This window comes from Blastopirellula retiformator (genome assembly GCF_007859755.1).
Classification (GTDB): Bacteria; Planctomycetota; Planctomycetia; order Pirellulales; family Pirellulaceae; genus Blastopirellula; species Blastopirellula retiformator.
The window spans coordinates 4,878-21,261 of record NZ_SJPF01000008.1 but is presented as its reverse complement, the minus strand read 5'-3'; the positions used below and the strand labels follow the sequence as shown (position 1 = coordinate 21,261).

The 16,384-nt window shown below is 58.5% G+C and carries 15 protein-coding genes and 1 pseudogene; 9 read left to right on the top strand and 7 right to left on the bottom strand.

Translation table 11 applies throughout. From position 1 onward, the window contains the following. The first annotated feature begins 198 nt into the window (after positions 1 to 198). From Enr8_RS24300 to Enr8_RS24290, 3 genes are all read left to right on the top strand, one after another. Positions 199 to 1,230 (top strand): aldo/keto reductase, encoded by a 1,032-nt coding sequence (locus Enr8_RS24300; RefSeq protein WP_146436788.1) that lies wholly within the window; start codon positions 199 to 201, stop codon positions 1,228 to 1,230. A gap of 217 nt (positions 1,231 to 1,447) precedes the next feature. Continuing rightward, positions 1,448 to 2,050 (top strand): HXXEE domain-containing protein, encoded by a 603-nt coding sequence (locus Enr8_RS24295; protein WP_186767860.1) that lies wholly within the window; start codon positions 1,448 to 1,450, stop codon positions 2,048 to 2,050. 79 nt (positions 2,051 to 2,129) lie between these two features. Beyond that, positions 2,130 to 2,912 (top strand): substrate-binding periplasmic protein, encoded by a 783-nt coding sequence (locus tag Enr8_RS24290; protein WP_146436784.1) that lies wholly within the window; start codon positions 2,130 to 2,132, stop codon positions 2,910 to 2,912. A gap of 14 nt (positions 2,913 to 2,926) precedes the next feature. On the opposite strand, the gene Enr8_RS24285 is transcribed toward Enr8_RS24290, so the two are convergent. Continuing rightward, complete coding sequence (locus tag Enr8_RS24285; protein WP_146436782.1) at positions 2,927 to 3,637, bottom strand: MBL fold metallo-hydrolase; 711 nt, start codon at positions 3,635 to 3,637, stop codon at positions 2,927 to 2,929. Positions 3,638 to 3,777: 140 nt separating this feature from the next. Between Enr8_RS24285 and Enr8_RS24280 the strand changes: the two genes are divergently transcribed. Continuing rightward, positions 3,778 to 4,914 carry an SGNH/GDSL hydrolase family protein gene (locus Enr8_RS24280; RefSeq protein WP_146436780.1) on the top strand — a complete coding sequence of 379 codons (1,137 nt, stop codon included), beginning with the start codon at positions 3,778 to 3,780 and terminating at the stop codon, positions 4,912 to 4,914. A gap of 13 nt (positions 4,915 to 4,927) precedes the next feature. Here Enr8_RS24280 and Enr8_RS24275 read toward each other — a convergent pair whose 3' ends face one another. Both Enr8_RS24275 and Enr8_RS24270 read right to left on the bottom strand, forming a co-directional pair. Further along, a complete protein-coding gene (locus tag Enr8_RS24275) occupies positions 4,928 to 5,410 on the bottom strand; it encodes an SRPBCC family protein (RefSeq protein WP_146436778.1) in 483 nt (160 codons plus the stop codon). Continuing rightward, positions 5,407 to 5,745: an ArsR/SmtB family transcription factor gene (locus tag Enr8_RS24270; protein WP_222434942.1), complete on the bottom strand. Its 339-nt coding sequence runs from the start codon at positions 5,743 to 5,745 to the stop codon at positions 5,407 to 5,409. The genes Enr8_RS24275 and Enr8_RS24270 overlap by 4 nt, the downstream gene beginning before the upstream one ends. Before the next feature lie 184 nt (positions 5,746 to 5,929). On the opposite strand from Enr8_RS24270, the gene Enr8_RS24265 reads away from it, so the two are divergent. Together Enr8_RS24265 and Enr8_RS24260 are read left to right on the top strand one after the other, a co-directional pair. Further along, entirely contained in the window at positions 5,930 to 6,994 is a 1,065-nt protein-coding gene (locus tag Enr8_RS24265) for an alpha/beta hydrolase (RefSeq protein ID WP_146436776.1), read from the top strand. A 17-nt stretch (positions 6,995 to 7,011) separates the two neighbouring features. Beyond that, positions 7,012 to 7,587 (top strand): alpha/beta hydrolase, encoded by a 576-nt coding sequence (locus Enr8_RS24260; protein ID WP_246120248.1) that lies wholly within the window; start codon positions 7,012 to 7,014, stop codon positions 7,585 to 7,587. Here Enr8_RS24260 and Enr8_RS24255 read toward each other — a convergent pair. Continuing rightward, positions 7,584 to 8,582 (bottom strand): acyl-CoA desaturase, encoded by a 999-nt coding sequence (locus Enr8_RS24255; protein ID WP_246120247.1) that lies wholly within the window; start codon positions 8,580 to 8,582, stop codon positions 7,584 to 7,586. The two genes, Enr8_RS24260 and Enr8_RS24255, sit on opposite strands and share 4 nt — an antisense overlap. Positions 8,583 to 9,309: 727 nt before the next feature. On the opposite strand from Enr8_RS24255, the gene Enr8_RS24250 reads away from it, so the two are divergent. Together Enr8_RS24250 and Enr8_RS24245 are read left to right on the top strand one after the other, a co-directional pair. Further along, positions 9,310 to 10,728: an SUMF1/EgtB/PvdO family nonheme iron enzyme gene (locus Enr8_RS24250; protein ID WP_246120246.1), complete on the top strand. Its 1,419-nt coding sequence runs from the start codon at positions 9,310 to 9,312 to the stop codon at positions 10,726 to 10,728. A 49-nt stretch (positions 10,729 to 10,777) separates the two neighbouring features. Then, entirely contained in the window at positions 10,778 to 12,157 is a 1,380-nt protein-coding gene (locus Enr8_RS24245; protein ID WP_146436774.1) for a Gfo/Idh/MocA family protein, read from the top strand. A gap of 90 nt (positions 12,158 to 12,247) precedes the next feature. Here the strand turns inward: Enr8_RS24245 and Enr8_RS24240 are convergent, their stop codons facing one another. From Enr8_RS24240 to Enr8_RS24230, 3 genes are all read right to left on the bottom strand, one after another. Next, on the bottom strand, positions 12,248 to 13,972 hold the full coding sequence (locus Enr8_RS24240) for a DUF1559 family PulG-like putative transporter (RefSeq protein ID WP_146436772.1): 1,725 nt from the start codon (positions 13,970 to 13,972) through the stop codon (positions 12,248 to 12,250). A gap of 174 nt (positions 13,973 to 14,146) precedes the next feature. Then, entirely contained in the window at positions 14,147 to 15,403 is a 1,257-nt protein-coding gene (locus tag Enr8_RS24235; protein ID WP_186767859.1) for a DUF4272 domain-containing protein, read from the bottom strand. Between the two features lie 66 nt (positions 15,404 to 15,469). After that, a complete protein-coding gene (locus tag Enr8_RS24230) occupies positions 15,470 to 15,757 on the bottom strand; it encodes a hypothetical protein (protein ID WP_146436768.1) in 288 nt (95 codons plus the stop codon). 209 nt (positions 15,758 to 15,966) lie between these two features. Between Enr8_RS24230 and Enr8_RS26685 the strand changes: the two are divergent. Then, positions 15,967 to 16,231, top strand: a pseudogene (locus tag Enr8_RS26685) (IS4 family transposase); the annotation flags it as partial. Positions 16,232 to 16,384: the final 153 nt, after the last annotated feature.

The window sequence follows — 16,384 nt, the reverse complement described above, 5'->3', positions numbered from 1 at the left end:
CCTTGTGACGTGTCCGGGGCCCCTAAAGAGCGGCTTGAAGATTCACTCGGTTTCCCACTCATTTTCTCTTACGCTTCCCCGGCTTGCCTTGCTCGACGGCATTGCGTTAATAGGAGACGGCGGGCGAGTCGCAGGCCTGTGCGGCAGGGCTCAGGCTTCGTAGTCCATTTCACGCAACCCCAGAGAAAGCAGTTCAGCATGCAATATCGACAACTCGGCGGATCCGGTTTCAAAGTCCCCGTCCTCAGTCTTGGCACCGGCACTTTTGGCGGCGGCGGAGAGATGTTTAAGGCGTGGGGCAGCACCGACGTCGCTGAAGCGACCCGTCTAGTCGACGTCTGCCTGGACGCCGGGCTGACGATGTTCGACTCGGCCGACGTTTACTCACAAGGCGTCGCCGAAGAGATTCTTGGCCAAGCGGTCAAAGGGCGCCGCGACCAAGTGCTGATCTCCACCAAAGCGACCTTCCGCATTGGTGACGGTCCGAACGACGTTGGGTCGTCCCGGTTTCACCTGACGCGAGCCGTCGAAGCGAGTCTCCGTCGCTTGGGAACCGACTACATCGACCTGTTCCAACTGCACGGCTTCGACGCGACGACGCCGATCGAAGAAACCTTGATGACGCTCGACGATTTGGTCAAAGCGGGCAAGATCCGCTACATCGGCTGCTCGAACTTCTCTGGCTGGCATTTGATGAAATCGCTCGCGATTTCTGAAAAGTACGGCCTATCGCGGTACGTCGCTCACCAAGCCTATTACTCTTTGGTCGGCCGCGACTACGAATGGGAACTGATGCCGCTAGCGCTCGATCAAAACGTGGGCGCCGTCGTCTGGAGTCCGCTCGGTTGGGGACGCTTGACTGGCAAGATTCGTCGCGGCCAACCACTTCCGGAAACGACCCGCCTAAAAAGCAAAGTGGCCCGCGACAATGGACCGCCGGTCTCGGATAAGCACGTTTACGACGTTGTCGACGCGCTTGACCAGATCGCCGCGGAAACGGGCAAGTCGGTCGCCCAGATTGCGCTCAACTGGGTGCTGCAGCGTCCGTCGGTGGCGACGATCATCGTTGGCGCCCGTAACGAAGAACAGTTGAAGCAGAACCTGGACGTGGTCGATTGGAACCTGACGCCCGAGCAAGTGGAGCTGCTCGACAAAGCGAGCGAAACCACGCTCGCCTATCCATACTGGCATCAACGCGGATTCGAGGAACGAAACCCACGACCGGTCTAATCGAACGGACCGGCACAACAAAATCCCTTGTCGCCGACTGGCAGCGGCAAATCGAGAAATGGTATGTCTTATAGCGGTCGAGCGGCGATCGTACCGCTCGCAATGGCTTAGGCGTTTGTTGGGCGTGCAATCGTGGCGATTTGACAGTTTGCCGCGACGACCTAGACTTCCAAAATTTCTCGAGGTTCTTGTACTCTTTGGCAGAGGCTTGAAGTCGATGTCGATTCCGGAAAAAACGCCTTCCCCGCTCCAGTGGCTCGATGACAACTGGCCGTTCGCCGGCGCCGTCTCGATGCTGTTTTTGATCGGCATGCTGCCGCTGGTCGCTGGCGTGTGGAGCTTCGCCCTGGTGCTGGTCTTTCTGCAGTTGATTGTCTATCAGATTCACCAGCTCGAAGAACACCTGGGGGATCGTTTTCGCCGCTTCGTCAACGAAACGGTCGCCGGTGGTCAAGAGGCGCTGACGCCGCGCGCCACCATGTGGATCAACGTCGGCTGCGTCTGGATCGTCTACTTCGTCTCTTTGCTGATGGCAGGCCTGTTGGACGTTGGCTGGGGTTTGATCGCCGTTTATACGATGCTGCTCAACGGCATCGCCCATGTCGCCATGACGCTGGCCCTGCACCGCTATAACCCAGGACTATGGACCGCGATCTTCTTGTTCCTGCCGATCGGCGGGTTCACCTGGATCATCTTGAGCGAGAGCAATGGTCTCGGCATGCTGGCCCACGTCGTTGGGCTCGCGACGGCGCTGGCAATTCATATTGGCATCGTCCTGAGCGTGAAACATCGCCAGCAGATGATGACGCACTTGGCCTAACTGCAGAAGCGCAACTCCGCTCAGAACAACGTACAATAGCGGCGTCCCACGTCTCGCCGCTTGTTCGGAGTCCGTTTCGATGAAGTCCCTCGTCGCCCTGCCGCTGCTGGTCGTCATTTTCCAGACGGTTGGTTGTCAACCTTCTCCGCAATCAACGTCAGAATTTGACGCGCGGAAAGAATTGGTCGTCGCCATTTCGCCCGACATTCCGCCGTACGTCCTGGACGGGGCGACCACTGGCCTGGAAGTTGAGCTAATGCAGCTCGCCCTGTCTCAGTACGAACTGAGCTTCGTGCAGTTGCCTTACGGCGAACTGGAAACCGCGGTTCCCAACAATAAAGCGGATGTTTCCGTCGGGGTGCGGGAAGCGAACGGGGGCGAGTTCGACTCGATCGACTTCATCGGCTTCTCCAACGTCGCGATCGCCAAAAAGACAGCCGACGCCAAAATTGAGAAAGTCGCCGATCTCGGCGGCCATCCGATGCTGACCTGGCAAAAAGCGGATCAAGAATTGGGCGACAAGTTTCAAGCGATGTTCGGCCCCGGCGGACCCAACCGCGCCAACTATCAAGAAATCGCCGACCAACGGCAGCAAGTCGAAGAGTTCTGGAAGTCGGACGACGCGGTCATCGTAATCGACGAGAACATCTTCAACCACTTTTCCCAAGATCTGGGGCACTCTCTTACCGACATGCAGGTTTTTAAGATCTTTCCCGACGTCACCAATTTCAAAGTGGCGTTTGCAAACGAGTCGCTGTGCGCCGAGTTCAACGATCGCATTCACGAACTTTGCCAAACCGGCCAGTACGCCAAGCTGCTGAAGAAGTACGCGGTGGAACTTCCGGCAACGCCGTGCGACTAACCTCAGCCGAACAACTAGTCGACCGCCGGTTTGTTCGCCAATCGGTTCGCCAACTTTCGCAACCGCTGCAGATGGACATCAGGCGGCGAAACGTCGCAATGATTGGGAAAAATCCCTTCCAAGTCGAACGCCAGGGCTGCATCGACGCTCGCCGGAATCTGCTCCGGCGCGGTATTGAAGATGTCAGGCGGCAAACTTGCCCGATATCCATAACTGACGAAGAGATCGCCGCTGAACAGCAGTCGTCGCGCTGGCGAATAATAGCCCATATGCCCTGCGGTATGCCCCGGCAAATGGACCGCTTGGAGACCTTGCCAAACGTTGATCTGATCGCCGTCATCCAATAATCGGTCTGGCCTAAAGGGACGAAACCCTAGGATCGGGCGCCCAACTCTCTCCAGCCACATGGCGACGCGGGCCTTGCCAGGGTAGTTCGACTTGCCGCGATATTGCTCGGCATCAAGTCGCGGCGCGACGATCCATGCTCCATACCGCTTGGCAATTTGCTGCACGTTCAAAATGTGGTCGAGATGTCCATGCGTGATCAGGATGCCGCCAACCGGGAATCGATTCCAACGCCGCCGCGCCAGCGCCCGATGCAGCAACCGCGGTCCGCCGATGAACCCGGCGTCAATCAGATAAAGCGTTTCACCGTCGCGCAAGACGTAAAAATTGATCCCCGGCGCCCGCACTTGCAGAATGGTTCCCTCTTCGGTCAGGTTCATCGAGTCGTTTGGTCCAATTGGCCGCGGGTCGATTCTTTAGTTGGAAACGGGGCGAGAATCGTTCATAATAGAGCCCTGCGACCATCCTACCTAACAGCCTTCCTTTCCGCTTCTCCCAACACACCGCAAGAGCTACTACCATGCCTGAACCTGCCACACGCCGCCAGCTGTTTCTGTTCGTCACTCTCGCCACGTTGTCCGCATTCGCTTCATCCGCCTGGGCCGAAGCGCCCCAGCCGCAGGTCGAAGATGGCGTCGCCTGGTATGACGTGCAAGACTGGGGCGTCGAAGGGAAAGGGTGGGACGACGTCGTTCGCTACTACGATCGTTTACCAAGTCGGGCCGAAGAGAAGGTTCGCGGCGCCGTCTGGAGCCTCAGTCGCCACTCGGCCGGAATGCTGACCCGTTTCACGACCGACGCCACGACAATTCACGTTCGTTACAAACTAATGAGCAACCGACTCGACATGCCGCATATGCCTGCGACCGGGGTGAGCGGCGTCGATTTGTATGCTCGCGACGAAGCGGGCCACGATCGTTGGCTGGCCGTATCGCGGCCTGGTGCGCAACAGGTCAACGCAGAGTTGGTCAGCGGAATCGATCCTCGTCCCAACGGCGAGCCGCGACTCTACACGCTGTACCTTCCACTCTACAACGGCGTCGACCAGCTGGAAATCGGCGTGCCGGAAGGAAGCAAATTCACTGCCGTCGCGCCGCGTGACGAAAAGCCGATCGTCTTCTACGGCACGTCGATCATGCATGGCGCCTGTGCTTCGCGCCCCGGGATGTCGATCAGCGGCATCGTTGGTCGACGGATGAATTGCCCGGTGATCAATCTTGGCTTTTCCGGCAACGGCCGTCTGGAAGCCGAAGTGGGAGAATTTCTGACCGAACTGGACCCGGCCGTCTTCGTGATCGACTGCCTGCCGAACGTCGGCCATGAGACGATCGCCGAGAAGACCGAACCGCTAGTGATGCAGCTACGCAAGTCGCATCCGGATACGCCCATTCTGTTGGTCGAGGACCGATCCAACACCTCCTCGCCTTTCAAGAAAGCGCACCGCGATCGGCACGAAACGAGCCGCGCCGCATTCAAACTGGCCTACGAAAACCTGCAGGCCGCCGGGGTCAAAAACCTCTACTACCTGCCCGGCGAAGATCTGCTGGGAGACGACGGCGAAGCGGCGACCGATGGCTCGCATCCGAGCGACCTGGGCATGGTGCGATACGCCGACGCCTATGTTCCGGCGCTGCAAGAGATCCTTGGAAAGAACTAGTCGCGAGTCGCGTCTAGAAGCTTTTCACCAGCTCAACTAGTTGATCGAGCGCCGCATTCCAACCGGCGTGGAATCCCATCTCTTCGTGCTGTTTCCGTGCGTCGACGTCGCGGTGCAGCGCGGTGGCGGTGTATTTGGTTCCTTCGGGCGTCGACTCTAGCGTCAGGATACCCGTCATGAAACCTTGATCCGCAGGGCGAAAGCCCGGCAGCAACATATCGGTCCAGATCAGACGTTCGCCGGGGATCACTTCGAGGTAGCAACCAACATTCGGAAATTGCTCCCCTTCCGGCGAGCACATTGTCGTGCTGAAAACGCCTCCCGGGCGCAGGTCGATCACGCAATCGCTCACCGTCCAAGGACGCGGGCAAAACCATTGGCAAATATGCTCCGGCGTCGTCCAGGCCGTCCAGACTAGCTCGCGCGGAACGTCAACGACTCGCTCTAGAACCAGGTCCAGGTGCGGATCGGGCTGCAAGGTATACGCACGACTCATGATTGCTTGTCCTTCAGGCTTTGTAAGTAATCATCCAACTGATCCAACCGCCGCTGCCAAAGCTGCCGCTGTCGCCCTAACCAATCTTCGGCCGTCTGCAGGGTCTGCGGAACAAGCTCAAAGGTGCGCACGCGTCCCTGCTTCTTCGAGCGAACCAGGGCGCATTCCTCTAGCACCGCCAGGTGCTGCACGAACGAGGGCAGCGCCATCGAAAATGGCTCGGCCAACTCACTGACCGAAGCCGGGCCGCGCCCCAGCCGCTCTAGCACTTGGCGACGCGTTGGATCGGCCAAGGCCCGAAAAATGTTGTCGATCGCCGCCGTTTTCTTCACCATCGCAGGCATCTTCCTGATTGGATCGATCGCGGGTTTGGACACTTTCTTGCGTTACTCTATTAGTACCGACCGCCAACACTTAGGTCAATTCCTTAGTTTTATTTGTTCGCAGAGTCCCGCGTCTCGCCATGCTAGAATGGAGCGTCCCCCAACCTCCCCGTGCACCTGCTTGCCAGAGTCCCCGATGCCCAAAACACGCTCGCTGCGCGTCATTGTCCTATCTTGCTTCTCGCTCGCCTTCTTGTCGCTGCTGGGCTCCGCCGTGACGGCGGAGCAACCCTATCAAGAGAATCCAGGCTCAGCCGGGAACGGCGATTTCGTCGTCGGCCCCGACTACCAGATCGACCCCGATTTGACCGACCAGGGCAACCCGAAAGGGAAGCTGTTTGAGTTCTCGATGCCGCTCGCCGATAGCAAGATTTTTCGCGGAGACGATAAGACGCTCGATCCGAAAAAGCCGGTCCGGGAAAAACGCCGCATCTGGGTCTACATTCCCGCCGCCTACAAAGAGGGAACCAAGGCGCCGATCTTGGTCACCCTGGATGGGCCGAGCCGTTTGAACTTGGTTCGCAATGCGCTCGACAACCTGACGATTTCGACCGATCCCGATCGACGCTTGCCCCCGTTCATCGTGATCGCGGTAGAAAACGGCGGTAACGATAGCAAGGGGAGCCAACGCGGCCTGGAGTACGACACCATGTCGGACCGGTTCGCCCGGTTTATCAACGATGAAGTGCTACCGGCGGTTCTGGCCGATCCGCAAATCAAAGCCGCTTATCCGAATCTGGCGTTCACTGACAATCCGTGGGGCAAAGCGATCATGGGCTGCAGCTCTGGCGGGGCTGCGGCGCTGACGGCAGGTTGGTTTCGGCCTGATCTGTTTCGCCGTCTGATTACCTATTCCGGCACGTTCGTCGATCAACAAGATGATGACGCGGCGGAAGAAGCGGAGTACCCGCTGGGGGCGTGGGAGTATCACTCGGGCAGAAAGCTGATCGAAACCAGCGAGAAGAAGCCGCTGCGAATCTTTACCCACGTCGCCGAAAACGACAATCGTGCACGCGATCCTGAAGAGACCTATCACAACTGGGTGATGGCCAACCAGCGCACCGCTGCGGCCTTGAAGGCGAAGGGCTACGACTATCGATTCGTCTACAGCAAAGCGAGCCGTCATTGCGACGGCCGCGTCTTTGAAGCGACGCTAGCCGATACGCTGGTCTGGATGTGGCGCGGCTATCATGCCGAATAGTTAGTGTAGGGCAGGCCGTGCCTGCCGAAGTCCATACGCCCGAGATCTTTCAAGCGATTCGCATTGTTCGAGCACACGCCGCCGAGTGGAAACTAGATCCCAACAAGATCGGCATCATGGGCTTCTCGGCCGGGGCCGAACTGTCGGCGCCAACCGCCGTGGCGTACGAAGCGTTCGAACGGGATCATCGGGACGCGGGCGATCCGCTGGCCGACGTCTCGGCTCGCCCTGACTTTGTTGGCGTGATCTATCCGGGACCAACCCCTTTTACGGCGAAGCCGGAGACGAAGATCCCGGCCGACGTTCCCCCCAGCTTTATCGCTTCGGCTGGATCGGGTGATCGCGTCCACGCCTTGTGGGCGACCGACTACTTTGCCGCGATGCTGAAGGCGAGCGCCCCCAATTTAGAGATGCACATCTACGGCAACGGCCGCCATGGCGGCGGCATCAAAGAGCGAGACGGGATTCCGTTCGGAACCTGGCCTGCCAGTTACCTGGCGTGGCTGAAGGACCTCGGCTTTTTGAACAAGCCAGGCGTGCGGACCAAAGCGGCGAAAGACGTCGCCGCATACGCGAAGAAATCGAAGAGCTAGGCGGCGGCCTGCTCATCTTTTTGCTTCTGCTTCCGTTTGGTATCCGGACGCGAAACGTCCCAGGCCAGGCCGACCATTTCCAGCAGCCAAATGACGCGGTAGGAGAGATCAAACTCCCACCAGTTTTGTCCATGCGCCGCTGCGGTCGGCCAGGCATGGTGATTGTTGTGCCAACCTTCGCCATGCGTGAAATAGCCGATCAGCCAATTGTTGCGGCTGTCGTCATTCGTCTCAAACGTCCGATAGCCCCAAATGTGCGTGATGGAGTTGACGGCCCAGGTTAGGTGCCAGACCACGACCGTCCGCACGGCGACGCCCCACACAAGCAAACTCCAGCTCATCCGCCAAGCTTCCGGCCAGCCGCCATACGACCAACCAATCGCGCCGCCAATCAAGTAGATCACCACCGCGTGAGCGAGAAACACGAACAGCCCGTTCTGCCCTCGTTCTAGCCAAAGGTAAAACGGATCGCGAACAATGTCGCGGGCATAGCGGTCCAAGTGAGCCATCTTGCCGAAGTTGTGATCCTTCAGCGTCAGCCAGCCAAACTGGGCCCACATGAAGTTGACCAGCGGCGTATGCGGATCTTCGCGATGGTCGGAATGCTGGTGGTGCACCCGATGCGTTGCGACCCAGCGGGCAGGCGTATCTTGCAAACAGCAAACGCCCAACACGGCGAACGTATGTTCCAGCCACTTCCGGCATTGAAAACTGCGATGGGTCAACATGCGGTGATAGCCGACGGTGATCCCGAACATGCCGAACAGATGATGCCCGACCACAATCGAAGCCACCCCAACCCAGCTAAAAAGCCAAGGCCAGAAAGCGTAAAGCGCCGTGACATGGATTACCGTAAGGACGCCGACGTACTCCCACCAAATGCGAATCGGGTAAACGCCGGTCGGCTTTTCCAACCGCTGACGCCTCTCCGAAGCGGGAGGGGGCGACGATTCGAACTGCGGAGATTCGACTTGCTTGGTTTCAATTTTGAGCACGTCGAATTCTTCCTAAGAATGGCGTTCGGATCGGCAACCGAGGTCGATGACATAAAGGGGGGTATTCTATGGAGCGACCTGTGATTCAGGAACATCGATTATCTCCTTTTTTCAAGCCGTCATCTTACCCAGACCGCAAGCCGCCCGCAGCCCTCCTAGGCCTCTCAGACAAGAGTCTGAAACGCTGCAAGAGTGGGAGGCTTGGCGAAGCTGGGATCCTGCCGGCGCCCGTTTCTTCGAGGCTTCCAGGAACAGGTTCCTTGCGCAGCCCGCTGCGATCGCCGGTCCATTCGCAGCTTCAGTCGCCCCGCTGGGCACAACTCTTAAGGGCGATCCCCTGCCCTAATGCGTTTCCAGGTCGCGCTAGCGGCAGGTTCGCATTCGCTCGACGATCAAAACTTACTCGATCTACGCCCTGCATTCTTGCGAATCGAGACCACCCATCGTGACAGTCGCACCGCTAAACCGGTGCGTTGAATGCGAAAGGCTGTGAATGCCGAGATAAAATCATTTGCGGATTTCGAGAAAAACCGAAAGTTGCCGCGATTTCGTGGCCAAAAAGACAAGCAACTGGTGGACTAACTATCTAGAATGAAAGCCCCCAGGTGATGATTTCTTCGCCCAAAATCTTAACTGATTGCCCAGTCAGCCCCTCCACATTGACTCTTGCTCGGCGAACAGAATACCCACCGCTCCGCCCACCTAAAAACACTAGAGGAACAACCGCTTGATCCGCACTCTCAAGGTAAGCGCCCAGTTGCTTAGTTATCTCTCGATTGCCTGCTGGAGCGTCACCGCCGTTGCCGCCAAAGTTGATTTTGAAAAAGAGATCGCGCCCATTCTCGAGATGAACTGCGTCTCGTGCCACTCGGGCGATGAGCCGGAAGCGGATTTCAATCTGACCACCAAAGAGCTGACGATGGACAGCGGCTCGGGCGAAGGTCTGGTCCCCGGCGATCCCGATAGCAGCAGCATCTACACGCTGGCAATCCTTGAGCGGACCGACGACATGTTGATGCCGCCGCTGCGAACCGGGGGCCCGCTCACCAAACCGCAGACAGAATTGCTTCGCGCTTGGATCGCCGAAGGCGCCGATTGGCCCGCCAGCCGCACCTTGGTCGCCAAACCAAAACCGCCGGGCCTGTTTGTCTCGGTCGACGACTTTGAGCTGGTGCTGAAGATCCACAAGAAGATCGTCGAGCAAGCCGAAAAGGAAGCGGGCGAGCCGAAAGACTATCAAAACAAAATTCCCGCCACCCAGGTCGACTACCGCATGGTCGCCGTTCCCGGCGGCGAGTTCCTGATGGGCAGCCCCGACGGCGAAGAACTACGTCACGATGACGAAGGTCCGCAGACCAAGGTCGAGGTCGATCCTTTCTGGATCGGCAAATACGAAGTGACCTGGGATGAGTACGAACCGTTCATGATCACCCAAGTCGATCGCCGCAAAGATGGCGGGCGGATTGACTACGACGGCGCCAAGCATACGATGGTTGACGCGGTCAGCCAGCCGACGCCTCCCTACACCGAGATGAGCTTCGGCATGGGACAACGCGGCTATCCAGCGATCAGCATGACGCAGCACGCCGCCAACAAGTATTGCCAGTGGCTCAGCGCCCAGACGGGCCATTTCTATCGTCTGCCGACCGAGGCCGAGTGGGAATACGCCTGCCGTGCGGGCACCAACACCGCCTATTCGTTCGGCGACGATCCCGAACTGCTGAAGCAATACGCCTGGTTCTATGACAACGCCAACGAGAAGTACCAAAAGGTCGGTCTGAAGAAGCCTAATCCCTGGGGCCTGCACGATATGCATGGCAACGTGATGGAATGGACCGCCGATCAGTACGTGCCCGACTACTTCAAAAAGCTGGCCGAACTCGGCAAGAATCCTTACGTCAAACCAACCACGCTCTACGCACGCACCGCGCGTGGCGGCGGTTGGGATGACGACCCCGATCGCTTGCGGTCGGCGGCGCGACGCGGATCCGACGCTTCCTGGAAGATTCAAGATCCGCAACTGCCCAAGAGCGTCTGGTATCACACCAATGCGACGCAACTTGGTTTTCGCATCGTGCGTCCGGTAGAGATTCCTTCTCCCGAAGAAATGTACTTCTACTGGAACAGCGCTCGCGACGTTTACTAAGCCCCACTCCCCACTCACCCCAACACTCCTCCAAACAGCAGGAATGATGATGAGCGAACGACCTGATTCGACCGAGAATCGCCGCAACTTTATCAAGACGGCCGGCGCCGCTTCGGCCTTGGCCGCCTTCGCGGTCCCCACCGTGCACGCCGAAGAAAAAGAGATCAACACGATCCAAGTCGCCCTGGTTGGCTGTGGCGGACGCGGCTCGGGCGCCGCCGCCGACTGCTTGCGCGTGCCGGATGGCCGCACCAAGCTGGTTGCGATGGCCGACGTCTTCCAACATCGCCTGGACGGCAGCTACCAATCGCTCGATCGTTCGTTCCAGTCGAACAAGGACAAGGTCGACGTGCCGAAGGAACGTCAGTTCGTCGGCTTCGAAGCCTACAAGAACGCCATGGACGCGCTGAACCCGGGCGACGTCGTCATCCTCGCCACGCCGCTCGCCTTCCGCTGGGTTCACTACACCTACGCGATCGAAAAGGGCCTGAACGTCTTCATGGAGAAGCCGGTCATCGCGGACGGTCCTAGCGCCAAGCGGATGCTGGCCCTGGCCGAAAAGGCGGATGAAAAGAACCTGAAGTCGGCGGTTGGCCTGATGGTCCGTCACTGCCGCGGTCGCCAGGAACTGCACAAGCGGATCCAAGATGGCGAAATCGGCGATATCGTGACGATGCGGGCCTATCGCATGCATGGTCCGGTCGCCTCGGCCTTCTCGACGCCCAAGCCGGAAGACAAGCCGGAGGTGATGTTCCAGATCGAACGCTTCCACAGCTTCCTGTGGGCCAGCGGCGGTTGCTTTAGCGATTTCTACATCCACCAGATCGACGAAACCTCGTGGATGAAGAACGCTTGGCCGGTCAAAGCACAAGCGTTGGGCGGACGTCACTACCGCGAGAACTTTATCGATCAGAATTTCGACGCCTACGCCGTCGAGTACACCTACGACGACGGTTCGAAGCTCTTCTTCGACGGCCGAACGATGATGGGTTGCCGCAACGACATGTCGAGCGTCGTGCACGGCAGCAAGGGTTCGGCGATCGTCAGCACCTCGGGTCACACCCCTGGCAAGGTTCGCACCTTCCAGGGACAGCGTCAGAACCGTCGCGAAGTGACTTGGGCCTGGCCGCAACCCGAAGAAAACCCGTACCAACTCGAATGGAACGACTTCATTGACGCGATCGTCAACAACAAGCCGTACAACGAAGTTCCGCGCGGGGTCGAAGCGAGCCTGGTCACCAGCATGGGACGCATGGCGGCCCATACCGGTCAGGAAATCACCTACGAACAAATGCTCAACTGCGAGCACGAGTTCGCCCCGAACGTCGACAAGCTGACCGAGAATGGTCCGGCCCCGATCATGCCCGACGCCAACGGCCGCTACTCGGTCCCGATGCCGGGCAAGAACAAGGAACGCGAATACGCGTAGTCGAATTTTGCGTTTTGCCAATAGCAAAGCCCGACGTCTGCTCTCAGTCGCCGGGCTTTTTCGTTTGGCTGAAGCTGCGACGCTTGGCGCCTAATTTTGCGGTATGATCTGTCCGTCATTCCGCTGCAACAGCAGTTGCAGCCGCTTGGCCGACGTCTGATCGCTGATCAGTCGGACGCTGCCATCGGCGAAGGCCGCGTTGAAGCCGCCAACTTGCGACTTGCCCAGATCCTTCCAGACATCGGTCAGATCGACTTCCAGGTCCTCCGGTTGCGTCCAGATCACCGCGGCGTCGTAGTTGTTTTCCACGCACAATAGCGTGTTGGAAGTCCCATCGGTCATCGAATATAACGATGTTCCTTTCGCAAACTTTTGACCTTCCGGCGTGGGTCCCGGCTCTTCAAAGGCCATCCCTTTGCCAAGCGGAACCACATAGTTGGTAGAACCATGGGGCGCGGTGCTGTTCGGATTGATGAAGATGTCCGGCATTTCCTCAATCAGCTGGCTGTTGTGCTCGCTATCCCACGGTTCGTCGAGATGAAACTTCTCGTAGAGCTCGTTGTAGCCAAGTAGGGGCAGCAGCGCGACTCGCCATGACAGCAGCTTCTTCCCATCTTTGTCGGTGATCGCCTGGGGAGGAAAATGCTTGTAGGTATCGTGGAACACATGCATCGAGAGCGCGATTTGTTTCAGGTTGTTGGTCGACTGCGCACGCCGCGCCGCCGCTCGGGCCTGTTGAACCGCCGGAAGCAATAGGCCGATCAGCACGCCGATCACCGCGACCGACATTGCGGCCGAACCGCCATCGGCCTGCTCTAGCGTGATCTTCAGCGAGGTTCCATCTCGCTTCGGCTCCAACGTTTTCAGCAGCGATTCCGCCATTCGCAATTGATAGCGTCCCATCGCCGCTTCGATTTCATCTTCGCTCTCGGCCTGCCTTTTGGCTTCGTCCACCAGCGCCGCTTGCGCCATCCCCATGGTAAAGCCAACCAGGTACTCCAGCGTCTCGACGCCTTCCTTATCAACGGCGTCAATTGACAGCGTCAAGGCGGCCTTATCGCTCAGCTGACCACGCAATGAGATCGACTTCGTGGCGATCGGCAGTTGCTTGTAGACGGCAAACGGAAACGGGATCGATTGCGATTTGACAAAGCCTTCGATCGGATCGCGGACCGGATCGACGTTCAGCACCAGTGCGACTTCGGCGTTTTCGCTCGTTGCGGCCAGTAGCTTCGCCGGATCGCTATGCTCCTTCTTCAAATCGCGATCGAGGGCCTCGGCGATCCCTAGCATCGTTCCGATCAGAAACGTCTGATCATCGACCAGATGGGCGGCGAAATCGTCGACCGGAAAACTTGGCACGCGAAACGCCTTCCCCTGCAGATCCGGCAACGCTTCCTTCACCAGATCGCGGTCGGTCAAATCCTCGGCGAATTCACCGATGCCCGCCAGAAAACCTTCGTCGGCGTCGATCTTCTCCGACACCTTCACGACCGCGACCACCTGCGGGGCCGGAGCGGCCGGAGAAGGCGCCACCGCGTAAAACGTGATCGACGAAATCTTCATCGGATTGAAGCCGAGATACTTCGCCCCAAACGCTTCCGCCACTTCAACCGGATAGTTCTGCGCGAACGCAGAAGTGAGCAGAGGCTCGGTTCGCAGAAATCCCATGCCAACCGCGTCTTGGGGAATGTACTGCAGTTGAGGACCTGTGTTTGACTGCCCTGCCTCTTGGGCGTGAACCGCCAACTGCGGCGAGATCACCATCGTCGCCGCGAGAAAACCAACCAGTATCGCCTTCAGCCTAGGAATCATCGCTGGGTCGCCTTCGCTTGAAGAGTGTGGGAGAAGTTCCCCCTACGCAAATGCGGCCGGATCATCACCACCGCCAGGGGGCCTTCGACCAATCTACCGGATTCCATCGGCCACGCAAATCCGCTGAGCACGACCTGCCGGTTAAGATTTGCCTGGCCGCCAGAGCCCGATCACTTACGTAGACGTATCCGTTTCCGAGTACTTTTCGCTAGATCCCATCAGCCAGTTAATCGCCAGATGCCGCTCCAGCGCCAGGCTTTGGACGATGGAGAATCGCTCAGACTCGGCGTCCGCGATCGCGGCGTCCCCAATCGCCAGATCGTTGTCGATAAGCCGGAAGCGGCTGACGTCGAACTGGCCAAACCAGCAGTCTTTGGAAAACGCGACGAAGTCCATCGGCTCGGGACGCAACCGAAAGTCGCGGACGCGCCAATTCAGCATCATCAAGTGGATTTGCATCTCCTCTAATTCCTCGGCAGACCGAAGTTCCGGCGCAGCGAGAACAGCCCGGCCCAGATCCGCGTCTAAAAAGCCGAGTGACTGGTAGAGTTCCATCGGCACGACCAGTTCATCATCCGGCGGCAGATCAAAACGGCCCAGCGCCCACGCCAGCACAGTCAAACCTTCGACTCGCCACATCGCGTTGAGATGATCTTGCGGCTCCAAATTGCCGACCGGCCGCTGTAGCACTTTCCATTCGTCCGGTTCAAACTCGTCGTCGATCTCGAGCGCCGCTACCCATTCCAAGAGCCGCGCTCGCAACTCTTCAGGCTCATCCAACTGCGGCGCATCCATCTCCAGCGTCGCTCGAGCGGCGACGGCCGTCAGAGCCAACGCTCGCCGTGCAACGCGCTGCGCGGTTGGCGGATCAGCATCCTCGTACTCTTCGTCGTCTCCGTCGTCCGCTGGATTTAAGCTGGTCGGCTCCGTAGCCGGAATGGAGGGAAGAACGGCGTCGGCGTCAAACAAGCCTCCTTCCCCAATCAACGTGCGGCCGTGGGCGTCGATCAGGCCATACGGCGTAAAGATGACGCCATCGATCTCTTGGCAAACCGAGTGGAGCAGCGGAATCCGCTGGTCGTCGCTCCAGATGTCGAGGTCTTCTTGAGGAACCGCCAGAACGAAACGAAAACTGCCGATCATCCGCATGATTTCGTTCATCCGCGGCACTTCCGCGAACCGGGAAAAGTATCCCTGCATCCCGTTGACCTGCCCGTCCCACCCCGCGTCGTTGTAGTAGTCCGAATCATGCGCGAACGTCAACACGCGCCGCTTGCTGAAAAAGCTTCCCTTTTTCACTTCGACGACGATGTCGGTCCAATCATCCTCCGGCCCAGTAACGTCAATCGGCAGACCGCTTCGACGCAGGGCCTCCAACACGCCGCGGGGATCGATCTTGTGAGAGAAGATGTTAATCGGTTCAAAGGCCATCGGCGGCATTTCCACGTCGAAGATTGAAGTCGGCGAAATTTGCGCCGCAGAACTGGAAAGCCGCGATTATCGCTGACGAAAAACAGAATGCAAACGCGCTGCCCGTCGTACCGCGCGAGATCCGTTGACCGACAGATTGTGCAACAGCGACGTGTCCGGCAAAGTGAACATCCACCACAACAACGTAAAGCCGACGAAAAAGCCAAGCCAAGTCGCAGAAAAGGCGAGGCCAATCTGAATCGAGCGATATACGCCATACGAAAGGCACGACTGCTGCGGATCGCCTGGATCGTAGCGTACGCGGACGACGTTGGTGACCGTCGCTGGCGTCGTCGGCCAATTCCCGGCTTGCATCGACTTCTAGCTGCCTGTTGAAAAATGCCATCGTGGCAATACCGTTCGGCACGCCATTTGCGCATTCAAATTAATTCCATTTCGCCGTGCCACATTGGCAGGGCGAAGCTTGGTTTCAACCTTGGATGCAGTGACATTTTATCGTGCGGAAGTCTTCAAAAAAACGGAAATCGGCGACCCCGCCTGCTAGCGCCGACGACCAGCAACCGATCCGTGTGCAAGGCCTGAAGTACTTTGCCAAGTTGCGGCCGTTGTTGGCGGAACTTCATGACGAGGGGACGGAGCGCGATGTCGCTGGCAATCGCACGCTGCACTTCGATCAGTATTGTCTGCTGGTGCTGCTTTACGTTTTGAACCCCGGCATTTCTAGTCTGCGAGCGCTTTCGCAGGCAAGCGAACTGACCAAGGTTCAGCAGAAACTTGGCAACGAGAAAGCGTCGCTTGGCTCGCTTTCCGAAAGTGCTCGGCTGTTCGATCCGGAACGGCTGAAAGCCATTATCGGACTGCTGACCGAGCAGGTTCAAGCCGGAAAACTCGACGCCAAAGCGGCGAAATTCGCGCAAGGGCTGATCGCCGTCGATGGTAGCGTAGTGAACGCGTTGCCGTCGATCATGGCCGCGACGCTGT

Excerpts from the sequence above, each read along its gene's own strand:
- Enr8_RS24235 (WP_186767859.1), bottom strand. The coding sequence starts at position 15,403 with ATGGCCTTTGAACCGATTAACATCTTCTCTCACAAGATCGATCCCCGC.
- Enr8_RS24245 (WP_146436774.1), top strand. The coding sequence starts at position 10,778 with ATGAGCGAACGACCTGATTCGACCGAGAATCGCCGCAACTTTATCAAG.
- Enr8_RS24230 (WP_146436768.1), bottom strand. The coding sequence starts at position 15,757 with ATGCAAGCCGGGAATTGGCCGACGACGCCAGCGACGGTCACCAACGTC.
- Enr8_RS24290 (WP_146436784.1), top strand. The coding sequence starts at position 2,130 with ATGAAGTCCCTCGTCGCCCTGCCGCTGCTGGTCGTCATTTTCCAGACG.
- Enr8_RS24270 (WP_222434942.1), bottom strand. The coding sequence starts at position 5,745 with ATGGTGAAGAAAACGGCGGCGATCGACAACATTTTTCGGGCCTTGGCC.
- Enr8_RS24275 (WP_146436778.1), bottom strand. The coding sequence starts at position 5,410 with ATGAGTCGTGCGTATACCTTGCAGCCCGATCCGCACCTGGACCTGGTT.
- Enr8_RS24280 (WP_146436780.1), top strand. The coding sequence starts at position 3,778 with ATGCCTGAACCTGCCACACGCCGCCAGCTGTTTCTGTTCGTCACTCTC.
- Enr8_RS24240 (WP_146436772.1), bottom strand. The coding sequence starts at position 13,972 with ATGATTCCTAGGCTGAAGGCGATACTGGTTGGTTTTCTCGCGGCGACG.
- Enr8_RS24265 (WP_146436776.1), top strand. The coding sequence starts at position 5,930 with ATGCCCAAAACACGCTCGCTGCGCGTCATTGTCCTATCTTGCTTCTCG.
- Enr8_RS24295 (WP_186767860.1), top strand. The coding sequence starts at position 1,448 with ATGTCGATTCCGGAAAAAACGCCTTCCCCGCTCCAGTGGCTCGATGAC.
- Enr8_RS24285 (WP_146436782.1), bottom strand. The coding sequence starts at position 3,637 with ATGAACCTGACCGAAGAGGGAACCATTCTGCAAGTGCGGGCGCCGGGG.
- Enr8_RS24300 (WP_146436788.1), top strand. The coding sequence starts at position 199 with ATGCAATATCGACAACTCGGCGGATCCGGTTTCAAAGTCCCCGTCCTC.